The organism is Streptomyces sp. NBC_01176, assembly GCF_045039825.1.
Lineage (GTDB): Bacteria > Actinomycetota > Actinomycetes > Streptomycetales > Streptomycetaceae > Streptomyces.
This window is the reverse complement of record NZ_CP108600.1, coordinates 9,487,045-9,505,246: the sequence shown is the minus strand read 5'-3', so window position 1 is coordinate 9,505,246 and position 18,202 is coordinate 9,487,045. Positions and strand designations below refer to the sequence as shown.

Sequence of the window (18,202 nt, the reverse complement as noted above, 5' to 3'; positions counted from 1 at the left end):
TGGATGAGCGTCTTCGCACGCACAACATCAGAAAGCTGGCGGACTGTCTCAACCGGTACCTCGCACTGCTGGATCTACCCGCGCCGGAACAGCGTATCGACCCGGAGTCCTGGACCCAGCTGAAATGGCTGGACAGCGAAGACGCGACGGGAGAGACCTTCCGCTATGCAGTCGTAGGACACGGCTCCAAACGTGCTGGCCGCTCTCCCCCGGTTAGCGGATCCGGGGCGCAGTGCCTTGTCCGGGTGCGCGGTGCGGACGTACTTCACCGCGATGGGCGGGTGGATACCGAAGAGGCGGAAAAGGTGGACGGGATCAGCGGTTTGGCGGCCTCGTACAGAATGCGGTCGGCCCACACCTGGCGGGGCAGGAGTCCGGTCTGGTCGAAGGCGGCTCCCATGGTGCATCGGGCCTTGGTGGTCCGCCACATTGCAGCCGTTGCCGACAGGTGGGGCTTCCGGCTGGAGCTGACCCGCTCGCGCGGCCGCCCCGTGCGCCGCGGAACGCGGCCATGCAGGGCCGGCTCCAGCGCCGCGGCGCCGCGGCCGCCGAGGCCGCGGATTACTGACCGGCGCACTTCGTCGCGTTCGATCTGCTCAGGTTGTCCGGCGGGTAGCGACACGACCGCTGGCTCTCGGTCCCAGCGCGACAAACCGATGCGGTCCTCGTCAGCCTTCACATCGTGCTCGCCGAACATCGGTCGTGGCGGCGTGGGGCTGGTCAACTCAGTCGGCTCTAGCGCGGCGTCCGTGCCGCCGATCGTCTGATCCTTGCCAGGGCAGCATCGGGATGCGCGAATAGGGCGATACGGTCCGTGATGCACTTACCGACCGGCTCCCGCTCGGTGAATAGGTCCTGCGAACGGTCGAGCGTTACGTGAAGGACCAGGTCAAGAGCCCCCGCAAAGGCCTCGCCGCCCGCTCGGGGCGAGGTCATGCGGAGGTGGCAGCTGCAGGTACGGGCTCGAGCCCGGGTACAAGCCGCCGCGACGGACGGCATCGTCGTCGACACCCGCGCACTTCGGCTACACCGCTGCGCGCGGCACCACCGACGACGCCCGGATCCGCTACCTCAACATCGCCCCGCCCCCGCAACACGCGGCCCCACGGCAGCTGCGGGTGGGTGATAGGCGCTGTGTGGGGCGCTCAGTGCGCGATGCTGCCAATTGATCGCGCCCTGCACCGCAGATTCCTCCAGCCCGATTTCCCATTCCATCTGAGTGCTGCGCTCTGGCGGTCAGGGCTGGGCGGCCGCTTAGCTGTCAGGAAGACCGGGGAAGATCTGGTCGAGGCCAAAGACGCTCAGAAGCCGCAGGGTATAAGCAGGGACGGCAGCGACTGCAGTATCTGCCAAAGCGGCATGGGCAAGGTTCCGCGCCACGATCAGGGCGCTGAGGCCGCTGGAGTCGCAGAAGTCCGTGCCGGCCAGATCCGGGACGAGGCGCTAGCCCGGCTGGAGGTTGAGCGTGGTGAGCATGTGCCGCAGCTCGGCGGCGTTGGCGTAGTCGAGTTCCCCCATAATCTCCAGAACGGGACCGGTCGTGGCTTATCGGGTGGTGATCTTCAGCGGACTCATTCCGTATTCTTCGTCGTAGAACCCACGATGGGGACGCCGAGGGCGAGTAGGGCCGTGTCGTCGTCGAGACGGTCGCCGAAGTCGTCCAGCAGGCCGGCCAAGGCCTGGATGACGACATGCGCGGGCTTGCCGGCATGGCCGACGGCGAAGGCGCGCAGAGCCTCGTCGCCGTACAGGGTGGTGCGGTCTTCACCGGTACGGGCCTCGGTGAGGCCGTCGGTGTAGAGCACGAGGGTGTCGCCCGGGTCGAGGGTGGTGGTGGCAGTGGTGAAGCGTGCGGAGGGCAGGATGCCGACGAGGAGACCGCCGGGGGTGGGCAGAAAATCAGCCGTGCCGTCGGCACGCAGCACGAGGGCCGAGGGGTGGCCGCCCGAGGCGAGTCGGACCGCAGCCTGTCCGGTCGCGAGATCGGGTTCGATGATGCCGAATACGGCGGTGCAGTACCGAGGATCGCCGCCGGTGTACCGCTCATGGAGCACCTTGTTGAGGGTGGACAGGGCGGAGACGGGGTCAGGGTCGTGCACTGCGGCGGCGCGCAGGGTGTAGCGGGTCAGTGAGGTGACCGCAGCGGCCTGCGGGCCCTTGCCGCACACATCGCCGAGGAAGAAGCCGAAGCGCTTACCGTCGATCGGGAAGAGGTCGTAGAAGTCGCCGCCCAGCCGGTCGGGAGAGGCAGTGCGGTAGTGAGCGGCCGTTTCCACCCCGGGCACCGACGGCAGGCGGTCGGGCAGCAGCGAGTGCTGGAGCGCAGCGAGGGCGTCCTGGAGCCGGGCGCGGTCGGCCTCCGCCTGTTTGCGCGCTTCCTCGGCCGCCTTCCGGGCTCGCAGGAGTTCCTCTTCGTAGGCGCGGCGGTCCCGGGCGTCGAAGAGGGTGGTGCGAATCAGCAGCGGCTCGCCACCAGCGCCGTGTTTGACCACGGAGGAGACCAGCACCGGCATCCGGTCGCCGCCCGCCTGTTTGACCTCCAGGGCGATGCCGCCGATCTCGCCCTGCATCCGCAGCAGGGGCGCGAAGTGCGTCTCGTGGTACAGCTTGCCGCCTACCGTCAAAAGGTCGGTGAACCGCATCCGGCCCACCGCCGACTCGCGCTCCAGGCCGAGCCAGCCCAGCAGCGTGGCATTGATCTTCGCGATGGTGCCGTCCATCAGCGTGGACAGATACCCGCACGGCGCGCTCTCGTACAGCTCCTCGACGCTGTCCTCCAGCAGCGCGGCGAACGCCGCATTGGATGTTTCCTCAGCGCCTATGCCCTGCGGGTCGGGCTGCTGCCCGGTTTGGCACATCACCGCAGGTTCGCTAGGAAGCCGGTGATCGCCTCGTTGGTGGCCTCCGGCGCGGACAGATGCGGGCAGTGCCCGGTCGCATCGAGAGTGACCAGCGTCGAGCCGGGAATCGCCTGGTGGACGAAGGCTCCGACCTCGCGGGGGGCGATGACATCCTGGGTACATTCCAGCACCAGCGTCGGCACTTGCACGGTTTTCAGGGCGTCCCTCGAATCCGACAGGAACGTGGTCCGGGCGAAGACACGTGCCATGTCCGGGTCGGTGGCGCAGAAGCTGTTCGTGAGCTCCTCACCCAGCTCCGGCCGCTCCCCGTTGCCCATGATCACCGGTGCCATCGCCGCCGACCAGCCCAGATAGTTCGACTCCAGTGAGGCCAACAGCTCGTCGATGTCCTCGTCGCTGAACCCGCCGTGGTAGCCGTCATCGTTGATGTAGCGCGGCGATGGTGCGACCATCACCAGCGCCCCGATCCGTTCAGCCGCCATGTCTGCGGCCAGTACCCCGATCATCGCGCTGACCGAGTGCCCCACGAACACCGCATCCTGCAGGTCGAGCGCTTCACACACCTCAATCACGTCCCGGGCGTACCCGTGCAGCGAGGCGTAGCGGTCCTCCGAAAAGGCAGAAGGATCCGCGCGGCCCGAACCCACGTAGTCGAACAGCACCACCCGGTAGTCCTCGGCCAGCGCCGGCACCGTCAGCCGCCACATGTTCTGATCACAGCCGAACCCATGGGCCAGTACCACTGTCGGCCCCTGAGGGTTGCCGGTGACAGTCACGTTGTTCCTGTGCTCGATATCCATACCCGCCACCCTCGCAGACCGCGCCCGCCCTTCCCCTACAGCCACGAATCACCATCTCCACCCCACCCGGCTTCTTCACCGTCCGCACACACAAGCCGACGTCCCTGACACCGCGGTACACACCTTGGGCCTGGTGTTCTTGGGCAGATGGGACACCGAACCGGCTGGTCGGCCCCAGGAAAGAGTGGTCAAAGGCTCATCCCCGACAGCTTTGGGGTAGGCGCGTTCCCTGCCGGTGAGCAGCGGAGTGAAGTACGCCAGCGACTGGACGCGCGCATCTGGCGACGCTCGGCTGGTCGCAGACGGCACCTGTAGTCATCGCAAGCCCCACGGCAGGGGCCGACGTCAGCGGGGGCGGTGCCAGGCCGCAGGTTCCGCACATACGTCCGTCCGGCGGCCGCTCCCATCGTTCCGTTTCCTTGTGGTGGTTTCAACATTCGGACCTCCCCCGTGTGCACCACTCGTCTCGCCGCGCTCCCGGCGGTGACGGAGCGTGGGAGAGAGCTCGCGAGAGCCATCACTCCACGAGACTGGAAGGACGCAGCATGTCGGAACGCAATACCGTCCTGCGCAGCATCCACGACCTCGGCCTGGCCGCATGGTTCGGCGGCTCTCTCATGGGCGCCATCGGCCTCAACGGCGCCGCCGAGCAGCAGGGCGAAACCGAGCTCACGACAGCACGGATCGCCAGCTCCGGCTGGGACAAATGGACGCCGATCAACGTAGTCGCCATCGGGGCAAACCTGATCGGCGGAACAGGACTGCTGGCGGCCAACAGCGGCCGGGTGAGGCATCAGCAGGGAGTCGCGGCCTCAACCGTGGCCAAGGCGCTCCTCACCGCCGCTGGCATGGCCGCCACCGCCTATGCGGGCTTGCTGGGCAAGAAGGTCAAGCTCGTCAGCTCGAGCGATCCGCAAGACACGGAGAAGGCCGAGAAAATTCCCGTCGAGCTACGACAAGCGCAAAAGCACCTCGCTCTCGTTCAATGGGCTGTACCAGCGCTGACCGCAGGAATCGTCGCGATCAACGCACTTCACGGTGAGCAGCAGCGACCCTCACAACAGGCCAAGGGCATGCTGAAGCGAGCAGCGCATGGAACGCTCCACGGGTAGTTCCCCCTCTCGGGAGTCGGACAACGAAGCGCCTAGGTCTCAATTTCAGCGTGGGCTCTGGCCACCGGATATCCGCCGCTCTGCGGTCACGCGAATCCGCCGGCTGCGGTGCCCCCCGCGAATGGGAATCGAGGGCTGCTCCCGAGGAGGCTGCTGATGCTGCCTGGGGTGTATCGACCCCCGGCAGCTGTCATCGGGGTGCCGACGTCTGACCTCGGCTGCACGAGGTCCTCCCGCCGAGCTCCGCAGGCCAACATCAGCTGGGGCGCTGCACACAAGTCGTTCTCTCCCTCGAAAGCCGGCCACTGATCTGCTGCGGCTCAACTGCTGGAGGCAGCACTTGCGGTGACGGGAGACGAGTCTGCGGCTGCGCGTGCTGCGCGCGGACTGGATGACGCGCCGCAGGACGCGCGGCAGCTGAGGGCCCGGCCACGCCCGGCTTCGGATCCTCAGCCCTGGCCTGGCCTTCGTAATGCTCTGAGGGGCCGGACTCCTTGCTTCCATCAGCCAAGGTCAACGTTCAGTCAGCTGGGTAGTCGCTTGGACCCAGGAAACTGTCACGTAGGGCGGCGTGGAGAGCGTCGATGGCACTGGCCGCGGTGTCGGGAAGGTCCGGCAGGCCGGTGATGGTCCCAGCGAGCTGACGGAGCGTGGCGGCGTGGTTCTGAGCCCAAGCGGCTACGGAGTGGTCTGCGGCCCGCTGGTCGCGGGTGGCCTGCAGGCGCTGTTCCTTGGTAGTGCCTGGCTCTCCGGCGCGTAAGCGCAGGTAGCGGCGTTCGGCGGCCTGGCGGCTCGAGACGCCGAGGTGGGCCAGGTCGGCCCGGTTGGCGCCCTCGTCGCGGGCCGCTTCGATCGAACCGGGTCCCGGCCAGCCAACTGTTCACGTACCTGGCGCAGGAGCAGCAGGGCCGACATGGCCCGCCGCGGGTCGTCGGGTGCGGTGACTTGGCGTCCTGAGCGGTCTGCAGCGCTTGTGTGAGCGCGTCGAGCGGGCGTGGCCGCGGGCGAGGTCGGTTCCGTGCTGTCGCCGCCCATTTCGTCACCCCTTGGATGACTTCCACCTTGTCGTCGCTTGGATGACAAGCTACAGCGGCGTCAGGTGAAGCGCACAGCAACTGCTGAACTCATCCGGAGGTGTATCCCGTGTTGATGCGCACCGACCCGTTCCGTGAACTCGACCGGCTGGCCCAGCACCTGATGGGCCCGGGAACGCGGTCCCCGTCCTCCGCGATGCCGATGGACGCCTACCGAGACGGCGACAGGCCCAGGGCCCGAGGCTACGACTTATCGGCGGCCTAGCTGGTAGCGAGGAGGGGAGACGAGTGGCGAAGCGATGGAGTGGGTGTCCGCCTCGACGCCTCGCCCTCAAGGCCCAGCGCTCAATGAACGGGGCACCGCGCTGGCGCAGCTCGCCGACGCACTGCGGCAGGACCGTGATTCGCTGGCGCCGAGCGGCCGGACACCCCGGGCGCCTCTTGCCACGCGGGAGGTCGACCGATGTCACTCCCCCGAGGTGAGGTCACTCCTCCGAGGCCTCCATACTCCCGGTCCAGTTCTCGAGCCATGCGCGTACCTGGTCACAGATGGTGTCCAGGCCCGCTGCGGCCGAGTACTCGGCGGGGACCTGATCGGGGCTGTCGACGACCAGCAGGCGTGCTCGTAGGGCCGGTGTTCGTCCGGGCTCGTACCACACGCGAAGGACGAGGACTCCCGTGCGAGCGTCTGAGACAGCCATGACGCCAGCGTCGCGGACTCCTGCCACCGCGCCGTCACGGCCGGGTGCGCAGGGCGTCGAGTGCGCCTGCCATGCGACGGCGCAGCGGGAGTGGGCGCTCCAGTCCGAGTTCGGTGCGGAGGAGGTGTCGCAGTTCGTCGAAATGCCGGATGGCTTCGCCGGTGTTCCCCTCGGCGAGGTAGGTCTCGATGACCTGCCGGTGAGCGCTTGCTCGCAGCGGCTGTCCACGGAAGCCGCTGAAGCGGCCACCATTGAGCGGCCGCCCGAGCGCGGCATCCAGCTGCGCTCACATCAGACAGCACGAACGAAGCGCCGGGCCGTAACCACGGCTGGCGCGCTGGTTGGCGTTCCCGAGCAACTGGGTGATCCGCTCAGCTCCAGCAGGCGATCCGCTCGCACGCCGTGGTCGACCAGGCCATCGGCGTTCTGCTGGCCGTGGGCGAGCTGGCCACCGACCAGGGCTAGGACGTCCCCTGCGCGCGGTCTCCCAGCACACCGACATCAAACACAGGCACGTGGCGCAGCTGCTCATCGACTGGGCCCGCACTGGCAACCTGCTCGCGGACATCCGCACCGAGCTGGACCGGCAACTCACGCAGTACGCCCGCCCACCGCAACCCAGCAGCTGTGACGGGCGGTACGGCTTGGTGCCGGCGCAGCGGGAGCCCGCCGCCCGCTCGAACCTATGTCTTAACGGTTCCCTATTCTGTGCACTGGATGATCTGCACCGATCGCCCGGAACAGGAACCGCCTGACCACTTCCCCACCGGCGATCAGCGAGCCGGACCCGTCAGCGCTGGTCTGCCCCGGTGACAAGGTCGGCCCTTGCGGCACCTGCCAGCGCAAGACCCACAAGTACGGCCACGGCGGCAGTCCGCTCTGCATGGCCCCGGTGCGAGAGGCCTGGGGACCGGCCGTCCGATTCCAGAACACCCCCGGCTGACCCCTCTCGCACGTTCGGGGCGCGGCAGGGTCGTGTCCGTCTGGCCGGTACGTCCTTGAAGAGGACAGCGCGCAGGCTCCCCCGTGCCGGCGCGCACCTCGTGAGGGACCGACTCCTTGAAGCGCCCGCGGATCGGGCCCTCAGCCCTCCCCTGCCGGAGGAATTGACGGAACAGATCCCTCAGGTCCTGGGTGAAGGCTCTACGCGACGCGAGGGGCGCCGGATGAGCGAGGAAGTAGCTCCCGGCCGTTGCGAGTGCGGATCAGTGGCTCGACGCGATCACCGCCGCGGCGCGAAGGAGCAGGGGCGCAGGTCTGTTCCGTGAGCGTGCCCGTGAACCAACCCCAGACCTCGCTCGGGACGGCTGAGCATCTGCTGGCCGTGACCAATTGAGGGTGTTGAGAGACATGGGGTGGCAGTTTGAGCGTGGCGTCGGGAGGCGGCTACCCCATGTCTCCTGAGGCTGCCGCGGCGTCCCTCCGACTCGGCGGAGATCAGCCGACAGGTGGCTTCCAGGTGTCGGGGACTGGGAGCTTGGGCGCCGCGCCGACTGCGGGGTCCCGGCAGGCGGTTGCGCTCAGAAGAGGGCCCTCGGCGTCGGCCCGGTGCCCGGTCAGTCCAAAGAGACCTCGCCTGTTCCGGGACGTGTGCATTCTCCGATGCGACGAAAAAGTCGTCAGACCGACCTCTAATGGGGAGGCCACAGCCGAGTAGCCGGGCGCGCGCTCACGGCGCCTTGCCTGCCTTCGTGGTCTTCTTGTCTTTCGCTCCTTTTACCTTCTTCTTTGCCTGGCCGGGCGGGAGCGGTGACGTCTCGGTCTTCTGACGGTCGTGAGCTGTTGCACCGGGCAGACCTGCGGGGCTCGGTGTCGGGTGCGCCGTCGTGGCCGGCCCTGTATCGCTGTCTGCTGCCGGGTCCGGCCCCTCAGCGGCCGGACGGGCCTTTCGCTCCGGCTCAACGTCAGTGCGCGTGCCGTCGCTGGGGCGGGCGGTCGGGCTCTTCTCCGCAGAGGCTGTCGCGTCCTTGTCCGCCGCTGAGGTGGGAACGCTGGTGCTCTGGGTGCTGCTTGGATCACCGCCGTGCGATGCAGAGTTGTCGGAAATCACCAAAGCGACAGCCGTGACGGCCGCCAGTGCGGCGCTGGCAGCGACGGCCAGGGAGCGACGCCTCGCGGCCGCGGGGCGCGGTGATGTCTGCCCCCCGCCGTGCAGCGGTTTGCGGAGCGTGCGGTCACTTACTCTTGAAGCTCGTCCAAGGTCTGGAGCATGACTCACACCCTCTACGAATGGCCCGGTTCGAGGCTCCGCTTCAGCTGCCTCTGTCAGCGCGCGGGCGCCGTCGTAGGCCGTGGGACGGTCGCTCCCGTCCAGGGCTGTCATGGCCCGCACGATATCGGCCAGCCGTGGAGGCACGTGATCGGGTATCGCGGGCTTGCGGTGCAGCCGGGCGATCGCAGCTTCCAGGGGAGCGCCGTCGTACTCGAGCCGGCCGGTGAGGCATTCGAGGAGGACCAGGCCCAAGGCGTAGATGTCGGCGGGGCGGCCGACGGGCTGTCCAAGGACTTGCTCGGGTGAGAGGTAGGCGGCGGTGCCGGTGAGTGTGCCGGCGGCGGTGCGGGTGGTGGTGTCCAGCAGCCGGGAGATGCCGAAGTCGGTCAGGTAGGGGTGCTGAGCGGCATCGAGAAGGATGTTGGACGGTTTGACGTCCCGGTGGACGATGTTCGCTTCGTGGGCGTGCGCCAGCGCGCGAGCAAGGTGCGAGCCCAGGACGGCCGTTTCCCCAAAGGCCAGCGGGCCTTTGACGATGCGATGTTTCAGTGTCGTGCCTTCGATCAGCTGCATGACGAGGAAGACACGCTCCTGGTGCCGGCCGGCGTCATAGGCGGCCACCAGGCCCGGATGATGCAGCCGGGCCAGGATCACCGCCTCACCGTGGGAGTTCTCCTCGACGTCGAAGCCCGTATCGGGCCTGAAAACCTTGACCGCCACGGACCGCTTCAGCCGCAGATCGAACCCACGGTAAACGTCCGCGGCGCCGCCCGACCCCAGAAGACCGTCCAGACGGTAGCGGCCGTTGAGTATCTCGGCAGAGCACCGCGACGCAGCTCCCCGAGCCGACTCACGAAGACGCATTTCCCGCTCCCACCGCATTGAAGACAGAACCGTGGCGAGCCCTGGCCGACGCACCACCGCCCGCAAGTACCCCGGAGAAGCACAAGTACCCGCCATATCCGTACTGGCGGTGCCGGCCACCTGTCCCAGCAGCCCCCGAGGCAGCGGTGTCACCACCATCCCGGCGACCAGCACGTCCGCTGTCCGCGACGCCGATTTCCGGGGCCAAATAGCGCCTGCGGTCCGCCCATAGAGCTCGTAACACGATCTTTTCCAGTCGGCGGCGTTGGTGAGGTACGGGGTGCCGGTCGGATGCGGCTGGGATGATTGGTGGCATGACACTGGACTGGTCCCGTCTGAAGCATGCCTACGGCTCCGCATCCAACCTGCCGCGGCTCTTTGACGAGATCGGTGATCCCGACCTGGCTGACGAGGCGTGGGAGGACCTGTGGGCTTCTCTCTACCACCAAGGGTCGGTGTACACAGCCAGCTTTGCCGCCCTGCCCGTTCTGACGGACATCGCTGCCGGTCGCAAACCTGGCGGTCGCTGGCCGGCACTTGGGTTGGCCGGCCGCATCGTCGTCGAGGAGCAACAGCTTCACGAGCCCGGATACGTACAGACGCGCTACCCGGCTGCGATCAACGAGCTGTTCCAGCTGACCCAGAACGTCGTGGGGACAAGGCCCTTCGAGGGCGATGTAGATGACTTTCTGTACTGGCTGGAGCACCTCCTGGCATTTGAGGGGGTGCCCGTATGGAGGCGCAGTCTGCGCCGTGAGGAGCATCCCGTAGTGTGCCCCTCCTGCGCACTGAGCTTGGAGATCGACCTTTCCTACAAGGGGCCAGGCACTCGCCGTCGGGACCCGAACGCGCGCTTTCGGATTGTCGGCCGTGAGGGACCCATAGTCCACGGGGTCCGCCCGGCGGACCCCGTCGACCTGCCGCCGCTGGCGTCTCGGCTGCACGATGTGGCCGTCAGGGCCGGCCAGCCAGCAACCGCAGAGCATCTGACCCACCTGTTTGGCTCCACGACGTGTCCCGACTGTGCTTCAGACTTCTCGGTGCCGGACCAGGTCGCAGCCTTCCAGGCATAGCAGTCCAGGAGCGCGTAAAAGGATCACGCGTGGGCTTTCTTGAGTCGTCTCCAGCAGATGAGGCTGGAGGCCAACGAGACGAAGGCGTCGTGGAGTTCGGTTCGGCGTTCCCAGCGGACGGCGAGGCGCTTGAACTGGTGGAGCAGAGCGAAGGTCTGCTCGACGACGTAGCGGAGTTTGCCCAGTCCCTTGATGTTCGGGGCGCCCTTGCGGGAGATGACCGGCAGGATCCGCCGCTTGCGCAGCTCACGCCGGTTGGGGTTGGAGTCGTAGCCCTTGTCACCGAGAAGTGAGTCAGGGCGGCGCCGCGGGCGGCCCATCCTTCCGGCCACGGACGGAATGCCATCGACGAGGGCGATGGTCTGGGTGACGTCGTTAACGTTGGCCGCAGTGGTGATGACTTTGAGCGGGGTGCCGCGTCCGTCGCAGATCAGATGGTGTTTACTGCCCGTCTTTCGCCGGTCGACCGGCGACGGCCCCGTGTCGGGGCCCCCTTTTTCGCGCGGATGTGGGAGCCGTCCACGCACGCGCGGGACCAGTCCAGTTCGCCGGCCGCGTTGAGTCGGCGAGCAGGATGCAGTGCAGCTCCTCGAAGACAACGGCCTGCTGCCAGCGATCCAGGCGTCGCCAGCAGGTCTGTCCGGAGCCGAACCCCAGCTCTGGGGGCAGGAGTTGCCAGGCTATGTCGTTGTGGAGCACGTACAGGATGCCCTGCAGACACAGCCGGTCCGCTACCGGCTGCGGGCCCGGCGCCTTCTCCGGCCAGGGCGGCAGCAGCGGCCCGATCAGTGCCCACAACTCGTCATCCACGATCCACGGCCGAGTACTCACACCCTGCCGAACAGCCGAATCGTCACATCGGTCACGCCGGACCAGGGCACTTCAACAAGATCGTGTTACGAGCTCATAGCGACGGGCAATGGCGGTATCAGCGCGGGCGTGACGACCAGACCCCCGCCATGGGCGGTGGCATGAGCCCGCAGCGCCCGGCGGGCCCGAGCGCTGGCTGTGACCACCGACATCAAAACAACTCCCTGCATTCGCGGTGCGCTTCCATGACCGTCTTGATCACCACGCCGCTCGCCTCACCCTTGAAAATGCAGATCGCAGGAGCCGGAGCATGAACCTGGACCAGGTCACTGACAGGGCGCCAGGTCCTGTTCCCCGTCTGGCTCGTCCTCCGCAAGGGCAGTGCCCAGATGCCGGATCCGTCGTCATACAGGTAGGCCAGGTCTCCGTCGGTGTGGCCGGCGCGCTGCTCCAGAGTGAGCCTGTGGGGGCCGACGCTGACCTGCCGAAACGGTCGAGTCCCAGAGCCGATTAGGGGCTGAGCCGCAAGGAGCTGTTCCAATGCTCGTACGCCGCCTCCCCCTGCGCCGTCAGGGTGTCCGTGAGCACGTCGTCGACCTCGGGCAGTGCGCTCGCTCCGATCGGCGCCGCCTCGTCGATCAACCCCGCACAGGAGGACTCGTTCCGGCGGATCAGGTGCCCGGCGCGATCGCACACGCTGAGACGCAGACCCAGGTACCCCCACGCTTCTGGTACGTGTCCGTGTACAGGGCTTCTTGCTCGGATCCATCAGCGAGCACGTTGTACGTGGCGCGGCCGTGGATCAGCGCAACGTCACTGAGGATTCGGACCCTGACGTCATGTACCGCAAGATTCTTGAAAGGACGTGGCTTAGCGATGTACTCCAAAAACTCGCCACGGTTCCGCGTGACGCCCGGAGTCTGCGAGATAAAGTCTTCGGCGAGAAACTCGCTGAAGCGCTTGACATTGTTGGACTGATCGGACTGGACGTAGTCATTGTTCAGCTGCTCAAGGATCACCAGATCCTCAGAGGACGGCTTGACGTCATTCATCTCCCTGCTCCTTTCTGCGTGTTTCAATCTCCGCTAAGGTTGGATTTCCGATTCGTGGCAATGCACGTCGAATCGTAGTGAACAACTGAGGTCCGCGGATCAGGGGAAGATCGTCGCGCACTTACTGGTCCCGCGAAATAGTTGATCACTGGCGCACCGCGCCCCGTGCCGGGCGCTCTTTTTTCCTGGACCACTCTGGAGCTACCGAAATTCACTGGGTTGCGTATCGGCAATTCACTGGGCTGCGTATCGGCCGCAGAGCCTACGCTCAGAAGAGCAGCGCATGCACAGTAAGCATGCAAGAGCGTAGAGTACGTACACAGTCTTCTGATGAATTTGAGGGCAGTGCTGAAGTGCGGCGCAGACACCTTCCGTCCGGACCGCCCTCCTTCCATCTTTCCTGAGCAGAGGAGGCGGTGCAAGACCTCGCTCCCACGGTCAGACACGACTAGGAACGCGCTGCGTATGCGAAGTGGCCGGCCTTGCACCCCAGCGGCGTATCTGATCTGTCACGATGTCGGCTGGCGCGTGCGCCGAGCGGCTATGTGAATCTTCACGAGACACTTCGGGTCGTCCCCTGCAAACCGAGTGTCGGTGACGAATCCTCCTGCATCCCGAAATCATGTGGCGGGAGAAGGCCACCGATGAGGGCGACTCTGCCATGACAGCTGCGGAGTGATGCCGTGCCCAATATGTTGGTCCACAATGCAACCCAGCGGTCCACGCACACGGGACTCGTCGTGAAGGATTGAGCCTGAATCGAGGCGCGCGCAACCGGCATCGCCATGCGTACGCGACTTGTATGCGATTGGTAGAATCGTGGGTGCGGTGGGTCTGAGGGGATTGCAGGCGCCTCGTCGGGGATGTTCCAGCTGCGGGCGTCGCGAGCCTGAGTCGCCCGGACCGCCGGATCTTGTCGTGCGACGCAGCGTCGCAGGATTCATCTGGAGCTTCCCATGCGCGTATTCGTCACTGGAGCCAGCGGCAGCATCGGTTCAGTCGTGGTTCCCGAACTTATTAACGCGGGTCACGAAGTCCTCGGCCTCGTCCGTTCCGATGCCGCAGCTTCGGCCGTCTCTGCCGCGGGCGGGATGCCGCTCCGTGGGGACCTCACCGACCTTGACAGCCTCCGCGCTGGCGTCGCCCAGGCCGATGGTGTTATCAACCTGGCTTTTGGGAACGACTGGAGCAACTTGGAGCCGTGCATCGACGAGGAAGCGCGCGCCGTGCAGACCTTCGCGGCCGCACTTTCGGGCAGTGGTAAGCCGTTCGTGCATGCTGGCCTCACGCCGATGGTGCCAGGCCACGTTTCCACCGAGGAGGACCCCGACACCACCAACGGTCCGGTCGGTGGACGCGGCCACAATTCCCACGCGGTGCTGGCGCTGGCCGACCAGGGCGTTCGGTCCTCTGTCGTCCGGCTGCCGCGCTCCGTGCATCAGCGCGGGTCGCAGTACGGCTTCTGCTCGGTGCTCATCGCCGCCGCGCAGAAAACGGGCGTGTCGGCGTACGTCGGCGATGGCACGCAGCGCTGGCCGGCGGTCAACCGGCTCGACGCCGCCCGGCTGTTCCGCATCGCACTTGAGGATGCTGCGCCCGGCACGGTCCTGCACGCGGTAGCCGACACGGGCGACACAATGAGGTCGTTGGCGGAGGCTATCGGCGGGGCTCTCTCCGTGCCGGTCGAGTCGGTGTCGGCTGATGACTTCGGCGTCATCGGCCGCTTGTTCGCTCTCGACATGCCGTCATCGAGTGAACAGACTCGGAAACGGTTCGACTGGGAACCTGCCCACCCGACCCTGATCGCCGACCTAGCCGCCGGCGGCTATCCCGACCTGGGCTGAAAACCTCAGACGAGCACAAAAAGCCTAGGCTTGCGAAGTCAGAGCGGAAGAGTTCCAGGAAGGCGCCGACGCCGTCTTGTCATCTGATGGACCCGTCACCATTGGTGTCCAGCTCCACAGACATCTCGTCGACCCACGCCTGGTATCCATGGGCCCGTACATCCAGGAGGTCAGAGCCTGTCCCGGACGCTCCAGCCCTGCTCGGGACGGGCCGGGCAGACAGACCTGCGCATACCGGAAACGGAACGCCTCGCAGATGGAGCGCTTGCCCCCTGCCGCCTTCTCTCTCATGGGCGGGCCTGCGACAGGCCCGCCCGCCGTACGGACTTCTGCCCAAATCTATGCGGCACCGCGCCAGCCAACTCGCCTGATACCACGACGAAGATCCTGACGGGGTGGGTCCAGGGCTCAGGCTGCCGTGTCTGCCGGGGCGTTCGGACCGTACCGGCACACCAGCTCCGCCGACGGCTGATCCTTGATGCACCTTCCTGGCTCAGCCTGACGACTTCTCGCTCGCGCCTGGCGAGCACCGTGGCCCGGCATCGGGATTGATCGGTGCCCGTCGGGTCATGCTGGGATGAGCACGATCTTCTTACCGCCGGCCCGTCCGGCAACCACCTGGGTGAATGCAGCCGGTCCCTCGCTCAGCGGCAGGGGCTCTGGTGCGAGTTTCAAGGTGCCCGCCGCGGCCTGCTCCGCGAGCTGGACGAGTTGCGCGCCGTTGGGCTCGATGTAGAGGTCCCAGCTCGTGATGCCGCGTTCCTCCGGAGGCGCGTCCGAGGTCAGGGAGCACAGTTGGCCGCCGTCTCGCACCAAGGGCAGGGCCGCGTCCGCCGTGCCGGCAGCGATGGTGAGGGCAGCGTCGAACCCGCCGCGCACCTTGGTCGACCAGTTCGGGTCGTGGTAGTCGACGACCTCCGTCGCTCCCAGACCAGTCAGTCGCTCTGTGGCGGTGGCAGACGCGGTCGTGGTCACCTCGATGCCGTTGGCCGCGGCGAGTTGGATGGCCAGGGCTCCGGTGCCCCCGCCTCCGTTGGTGATCAGTAGCCGCTGTCCTCGGCTGAGGTCCAGCTTCTCCAAGGCCTGCAACGCGGTGAGCCCGTTGACCGGCAGAGCCGCCGCGTGCACGGCGTCCAGTTCGGGTGGGCAGGCTGCAGCGTGATCCGCGTTGATCAGAACGCGTTCGGCCCAGAAGCCGCTTCCCCCGGGCAGCGGGGCCTCGTGTGCGAGCACCCGATCGCCTACCGCGAACCCGGTGACACCCGCACCGACGGCCAGCACCTTGCCTGCGCCCTCGACTCCCAGCGCAGCCGGGGGGCGCAGCCCCACGTCCCAGCTGGCGTCGATTTCCAGTTCGTCCCACGGGCCGACCCCGGCCGCTTCAACCGCCACCAGGATCTGACCGGGCTTGGGCGATGACGGTTCTGGCAGTTCCAGCAGGACGACTTCCTTCTCGGCCGTAGATACTCCGCATGCCTTCACAGTGGATCTTTGTCCTCTCATTCAGTCCGGCCGACCAGGAGGTACGGGCCGGCAACCCTAAATCCGGCAGCGGTGTCGAACTGGACATTCCGCATGCCTTCACAGTAGATCTTTGCCCTCGCACTCAGTCCGACCGACCGGTTCCACCTTCCCGGCGCCTCAGACAGCAGCGCTGCCACCGACGGCAGGTCGTCCTCGTTCCGCGCCTCCGTCGCTCGCGGCGCCGCCTGTTCGGACGTGTTGAGGTCAAGGCCGTGTCGTGGAGGCCGCGGCGCTCGACCAGCGGTACACCGTGGATGTCGAGGCGCTGCGAGAGGTGCCGCCCGGCCCGATCGGCGTCGGCGGGATCGCGGCCTCCTTTGGCGCCGCGTGGACGTCGCCGACGCCTCCCACCCGCAGTTATTTGCCGAGCCGTGCGACGACCCTGCGGTGAAGTCGGAGAACCTGATGCCGGGCGAATGGGAGGTCTGTCGACGCCGTCGGGTCATCCGGGCCAGCAACGACCGGGGCGCCGGCCGGCGGCCCGCGGCCAACAATCGTGCGGGCCGTGATGACCCCACGGCGTCGACCGCCGGTCTGGTTGTCCGGGGTGGGCCGACCTGAAGGCGCAAGGTGTCCGCGGCCTGCGCACTTCGGCCACAGTCGTTCCCCGGTGCCGGGGCTGTTTAGACGAAGGTGAACAGCTGATCGGCTTCGAAGCGCGAAGTCGGCCTGTTGTACACCTTCGTGGGGTCGGGGTAGCCGAGGGCCATCAGCACTGTCGTGGTGTGTCCGGTTTCGCGGATCTTGAACGCCTTGTCGACGCTCGTCGGGTCGAACCCTTCGAGCGGCATGGCTTCGACGCCGAGCTCAGCGGCGGCCATCATGGTCAGACCCATTGCGAGGTAGGTCTGCTTTTCCATCCAGTGGTTGACGTCCTTGTAGCTGTACTTGCGCAGGTTGAGGAAGTCACGGGTCATGAACTCCCACAGTTCGTGCGTTGCCGGGTCGGCGAACCGCCCGTCTGCCCTCTCCTTGCTGAACACCGCGTCGAGGTGGCTGTCGGGAAGATCCGCCCTGGTGGTGAGGATGACGGTGTGTGAGGCGTTCAGGATCTTCTCGCTGTTGTCCTGGAATCGTTCGCCGAGGTTGGCCGCCAGCCGCTCCTTGCCTTCGGGCGTGGCGAGGACGTAGAAGTGGTTGGGCTGTACGTTCGTCGAGGACGGTGTCGAGCGCAGGAATCCCAGCAGTTGCTGGAGTGTCTCCTCGGGGATGGTCTTGCTGGGGTCGAAGTACCTGGTGAGGTGCTTGTTCATGAGCTTTTCGAGATTCATGGCAACCTGCCTCTGTATTGCAATCACTGGGTGAAGAGTTAGTGATTTGTGCTGTTTGGGTTAGTTCTTGCCGTGGGCAAGCAGTTCGTTGACGCGCGCGAAGCTCATGCCTGTCGTGGCCGAAGCGAGGTCGCCCGCGCGGAGCGCCTTCGTGGCCTGTTCGAGTGCGCCCATTGCGTGGGTGTAGAGCAGCGGACCGAGGCTGATGCGCTTGACCCCGACCTGCTGCAGTTCAGCGACGGTCAGCACCTTGTCCGACGGGGACACCAGGACGTTGACCGGTGTCGGGGCGACCGCGGTGACGATCGCGACGAGTGCTTCGCGGTCGGGTGGGAACGGCGCGTAGACCACATCCGCGCCCGCCTCAGCGAAGGCCGTCAGACGCCGAATGGTGTCGTCGAGATCGGGCCGTCCCTGGATGAAGTTGTCGGTGCGGCCGGTAACGACGATGCGCTCCTTGGCGGCGTCGACGGCGCTACGTACGCGACTGACTGCTTCGTCGAAGTCGCGGATTGGTTGATCGGGATCGCTGGAGGTGTCCTCGATTCCGATGCCGGCGAGGCCGGATTCCACGGCGGCCTCAACGGTCGCGGCGACGTCTTCTGGCATGTCGCCATAACCGTCTTCGAAGTCTCCGTTGACGGGCAGCCCGGTGAGGCCGCCGAGCAGCCGCGCATGCTCAAGGTGTTCTTCGCGGGTGACTTCGTGACGTCCGTCCAGGCGGCCGAGGGTGGCGGCGATCGCCGCGGACGACGTGGCGATCGCCTCGAAGCCGGCATCGGCCAGCATCAGCGCCGAGAGGCCGTCCCATGCGTTCGGCATGACGAGGCCACCGTCGCGGGTGTGCAGCGCCATGAACTTCTCATAGAGTTCGGAGCCCGGCATGTCGAGCCTTCCTGAATGATCGTTGACTCAGTGTGGGGTTTGTCTGCTGGGTGCCTGGACCGCGCCGAAGGTTCTAAAGAGCAACCGGTGGGCGGGTGTTGTTGGCGGCGGCGCGGGGCTTCCTAGAGCCACCCAGCCCTGCCCGACGAGATGACGCGC

General features: G+C 66.7%; 14 protein-coding genes and 3 pseudogenes. 5 read left to right on the top strand and 12 right to left on the bottom strand.

Features of this window, described 5'->3' with window-relative positions; translation table 11 throughout:
• Positions 1-265: 265 nt before the first annotated feature.
• A complete protein-coding gene (locus OG199_RS41350) occupies positions 266-697 on the bottom strand; it encodes a hypothetical protein (RefSeq protein WP_405834068.1) in 432 nt (143 codons plus the stop codon).
• 161 nt (positions 698-858) lie between these two features.
• Here OG199_RS41350 and tpg point away from each other — a divergent pair.
• A pseudogene (gene tpg, locus OG199_RS41345) lies at positions 859-1,133 on the top strand (telomere-protecting terminal protein Tpg); the annotation flags it as partial.
• Between the two features lie 438 nt (positions 1,134-1,571).
• Here tpg and OG199_RS41340 read toward each other — a convergent pair.
• Together OG199_RS41340 and OG199_RS41335 are read right to left on the bottom strand one after the other, a co-directional pair.
• Positions 1,572-2,858 carry a PP2C family protein-serine/threonine phosphatase gene (locus tag OG199_RS41340; RefSeq protein ID WP_405834066.1) on the bottom strand — a complete coding sequence of 429 codons (1,287 nt, stop codon included), beginning with the start codon at positions 2,856-2,858 and terminating at the stop codon, positions 1,572-1,574.
• On the bottom strand, positions 2,858-3,661 hold the full coding sequence (locus OG199_RS41335) for an alpha/beta hydrolase (protein ID WP_356809189.1): 804 nt from the start codon (positions 3,659-3,661) through the stop codon (positions 2,858-2,860). Before OG199_RS41335 ends, OG199_RS41340 begins: the two co-directional genes overlap by 1 nt.
• Positions 3,662-4,206: 545 nt before the next feature.
• Here OG199_RS41335 and OG199_RS41330 point away from each other — a divergent pair.
• Together OG199_RS41330 and OG199_RS41325 are read left to right on the top strand one after the other, a co-directional pair.
• Positions 4,207-4,773, top strand: coding sequence for a hypothetical protein (locus OG199_RS41330; protein WP_356809190.1), 567 nt, complete (start codon positions 4,207-4,209; stop codon positions 4,771-4,773).
• 1,143 nt (positions 4,774-5,916) lie between these two features.
• Positions 5,917-6,036 (top strand): annotated as a pseudogene (locus OG199_RS41325) (Hsp20/alpha crystallin family protein); the annotation flags it as partial.
• 256 nt (positions 6,037-6,292) lie between these two features.
• On the opposite strand, the gene OG199_RS41320 reads toward OG199_RS41325, so the two are convergent.
• The 3 genes from OG199_RS41320 to OG199_RS41310 all read right to left on the bottom strand — a co-directional run bounded on the left by OG199_RS41320 (position 6,293) and on the right by OG199_RS41310 (position 9,584).
• The gene (locus tag OG199_RS41320; protein ID WP_405834063.1) at positions 6,293-6,508 is read right to left on the bottom strand and encodes a hypothetical protein; all 216 of its coding nucleotides are present in this window, start codon (positions 6,506-6,508) and stop codon (positions 6,293-6,295) included.
• A gap of 34 nt (positions 6,509-6,542) precedes the next feature.
• Entirely contained in the window at positions 6,543-6,725 is a 183-nt protein-coding gene (locus OG199_RS41315; protein WP_405834838.1) for a BTAD domain-containing putative transcriptional regulator, read from the bottom strand.
• A 1,452-nt stretch (positions 6,726-8,177) separates the two neighbouring features.
• Positions 8,178-9,584 carry a protein kinase domain-containing protein gene (locus OG199_RS41310; protein WP_405834062.1) on the bottom strand — a complete coding sequence of 469 codons (1,407 nt, stop codon included), beginning with the start codon at positions 9,582-9,584 and terminating at the stop codon, positions 8,178-8,180.
• A 314-nt stretch (positions 9,585-9,898) separates the two neighbouring features.
• Between OG199_RS41310 and OG199_RS41305 the strand changes: the two genes are divergently transcribed.
• Positions 9,899-10,657: a hypothetical protein gene (locus tag OG199_RS41305; protein ID WP_405834060.1), complete on the top strand. Its 759-nt coding sequence runs from the start codon at positions 9,899-9,901 to the stop codon at positions 10,655-10,657.
• A 23-nt stretch (positions 10,658-10,680) separates the two neighbouring features.
• On the opposite strand, the pseudogene OG199_RS41300 reads toward OG199_RS41305, so the two are convergent.
• The 3 genes and pseudogenes from OG199_RS41300 to OG199_RS41290 form a co-directional block, all read right to left on the bottom strand.
• A pseudogene (locus OG199_RS41300) lies at positions 10,681-11,488 on the bottom strand (IS5 family transposase).
• A 489-nt stretch (positions 11,489-11,977) separates the two neighbouring features.
• Positions 11,978-12,109, bottom strand: coding sequence for a hypothetical protein (locus OG199_RS41295; protein WP_405834059.1), 132 nt, complete (start codon positions 12,107-12,109; stop codon positions 11,978-11,980).
• Between the two features lie 29 nt (positions 12,110-12,138).
• Positions 12,139-12,519 carry a nuclear transport factor 2 family protein gene (locus OG199_RS41290; RefSeq protein ID WP_356808436.1) on the bottom strand — a complete coding sequence of 127 codons (381 nt, stop codon included), beginning with the start codon at positions 12,517-12,519 and terminating at the stop codon, positions 12,139-12,141.
• A 956-nt stretch (positions 12,520-13,475) separates the two neighbouring features.
• Between OG199_RS41290 and OG199_RS41285 the strand changes: the two genes are divergently transcribed.
• Positions 13,476-14,363, top strand: coding sequence for an SDR family oxidoreductase (locus tag OG199_RS41285; protein WP_356808438.1), 888 nt, complete (start codon positions 13,476-13,478; stop codon positions 14,361-14,363).
• A gap of 567 nt (positions 14,364-14,930) precedes the next feature.
• Here OG199_RS41285 and OG199_RS41280 read toward each other — a convergent pair.
• The 3 genes from OG199_RS41280 to OG199_RS41270 all read right to left on the bottom strand — a co-directional run bounded on the left by OG199_RS41280 (position 14,931) and on the right by OG199_RS41270 (position 18,043).
• Positions 14,931-15,845, bottom strand: coding sequence for an NADP-dependent oxidoreductase (locus tag OG199_RS41280; RefSeq protein WP_405834057.1), 915 nt, complete (start codon positions 15,843-15,845; stop codon positions 14,931-14,933).
• 665 nt (positions 15,846-16,510) lie between these two features.
• Positions 16,511-17,158 carry a nitroreductase family protein gene (locus OG199_RS41275; RefSeq protein WP_356809302.1) on the bottom strand — a complete coding sequence of 216 codons (648 nt, stop codon included), beginning with the start codon at positions 17,156-17,158 and terminating at the stop codon, positions 16,511-16,513.
• A gap of 60 nt (positions 17,159-17,218) precedes the next feature.
• Positions 17,219-18,043 carry an isocitrate lyase/phosphoenolpyruvate mutase family protein gene (locus tag OG199_RS41270; RefSeq protein WP_405834055.1) on the bottom strand — a complete coding sequence of 275 codons (825 nt, stop codon included), beginning with the start codon at positions 18,041-18,043 and terminating at the stop codon, positions 17,219-17,221.
• Positions 18,044-18,202: the final 159 nt, after the last annotated feature.

Bases quoted from the DNA above. Each gene is read 5' to 3' on its own strand.
- OG199_RS41350 (WP_405834068.1), bottom strand. From the start codon at position 697: ATGTTCGGCGAGCACGATGTGAAGGCTGACGAGGACCGCATCGGTTTG.
- OG199_RS41340 (WP_405834066.1), bottom strand. From the start codon at position 2,858: ATGTGCCAAACCGGGCAGCAGCCCGACCCGCAGGGCATAGGCGCTGAG.
- OG199_RS41335 (WP_356809189.1), bottom strand. From the start codon at position 3,661: ATGGATATCGAGCACAGGAACAACGTGACTGTCACCGGCAACCCTCAG.
- OG199_RS41330 (WP_356809190.1), top strand. From the start codon at position 4,207: ATGTCGGAACGCAATACCGTCCTGCGCAGCATCCACGACCTCGGCCTG.
- OG199_RS41320 (WP_405834063.1), bottom strand. From the start codon at position 6,508: ATGGCTGTCTCAGACGCTCGCACGGGAGTCCTCGTCCTTCGCGTGTGG.
- OG199_RS41310 (WP_405834062.1), bottom strand. From the start codon at position 9,584: ATGCGTCTTCGTGAGTCGGCTCGGGGAGCTGCGTCGCGGTGCTCTGCC.
- OG199_RS41305 (WP_405834060.1), top strand. From the start codon at position 9,899: ATGACACTGGACTGGTCCCGTCTGAAGCATGCCTACGGCTCCGCATCC.
- OG199_RS41290 (WP_356808436.1), bottom strand. From the start codon at position 12,519: ATGAATGACGTCAAGCCGTCCTCTGAGGATCTGGTGATCCTTGAGCAG.
- OG199_RS41285 (WP_356808438.1), top strand. From the start codon at position 13,476: ATGCGCGTATTCGTCACTGGAGCCAGCGGCAGCATCGGTTCAGTCGTG.
- OG199_RS41275 (WP_356809302.1), bottom strand. From the start codon at position 17,158: ATGAATCTCGAAAAGCTCATGAACAAGCACCTCACCAGGTACTTCGAC.
- OG199_RS41270 (WP_405834055.1), bottom strand. From the start codon at position 18,043: ATGCCGGGCTCCGAACTCTATGAGAAGTTCATGGCGCTGCACACCCGC.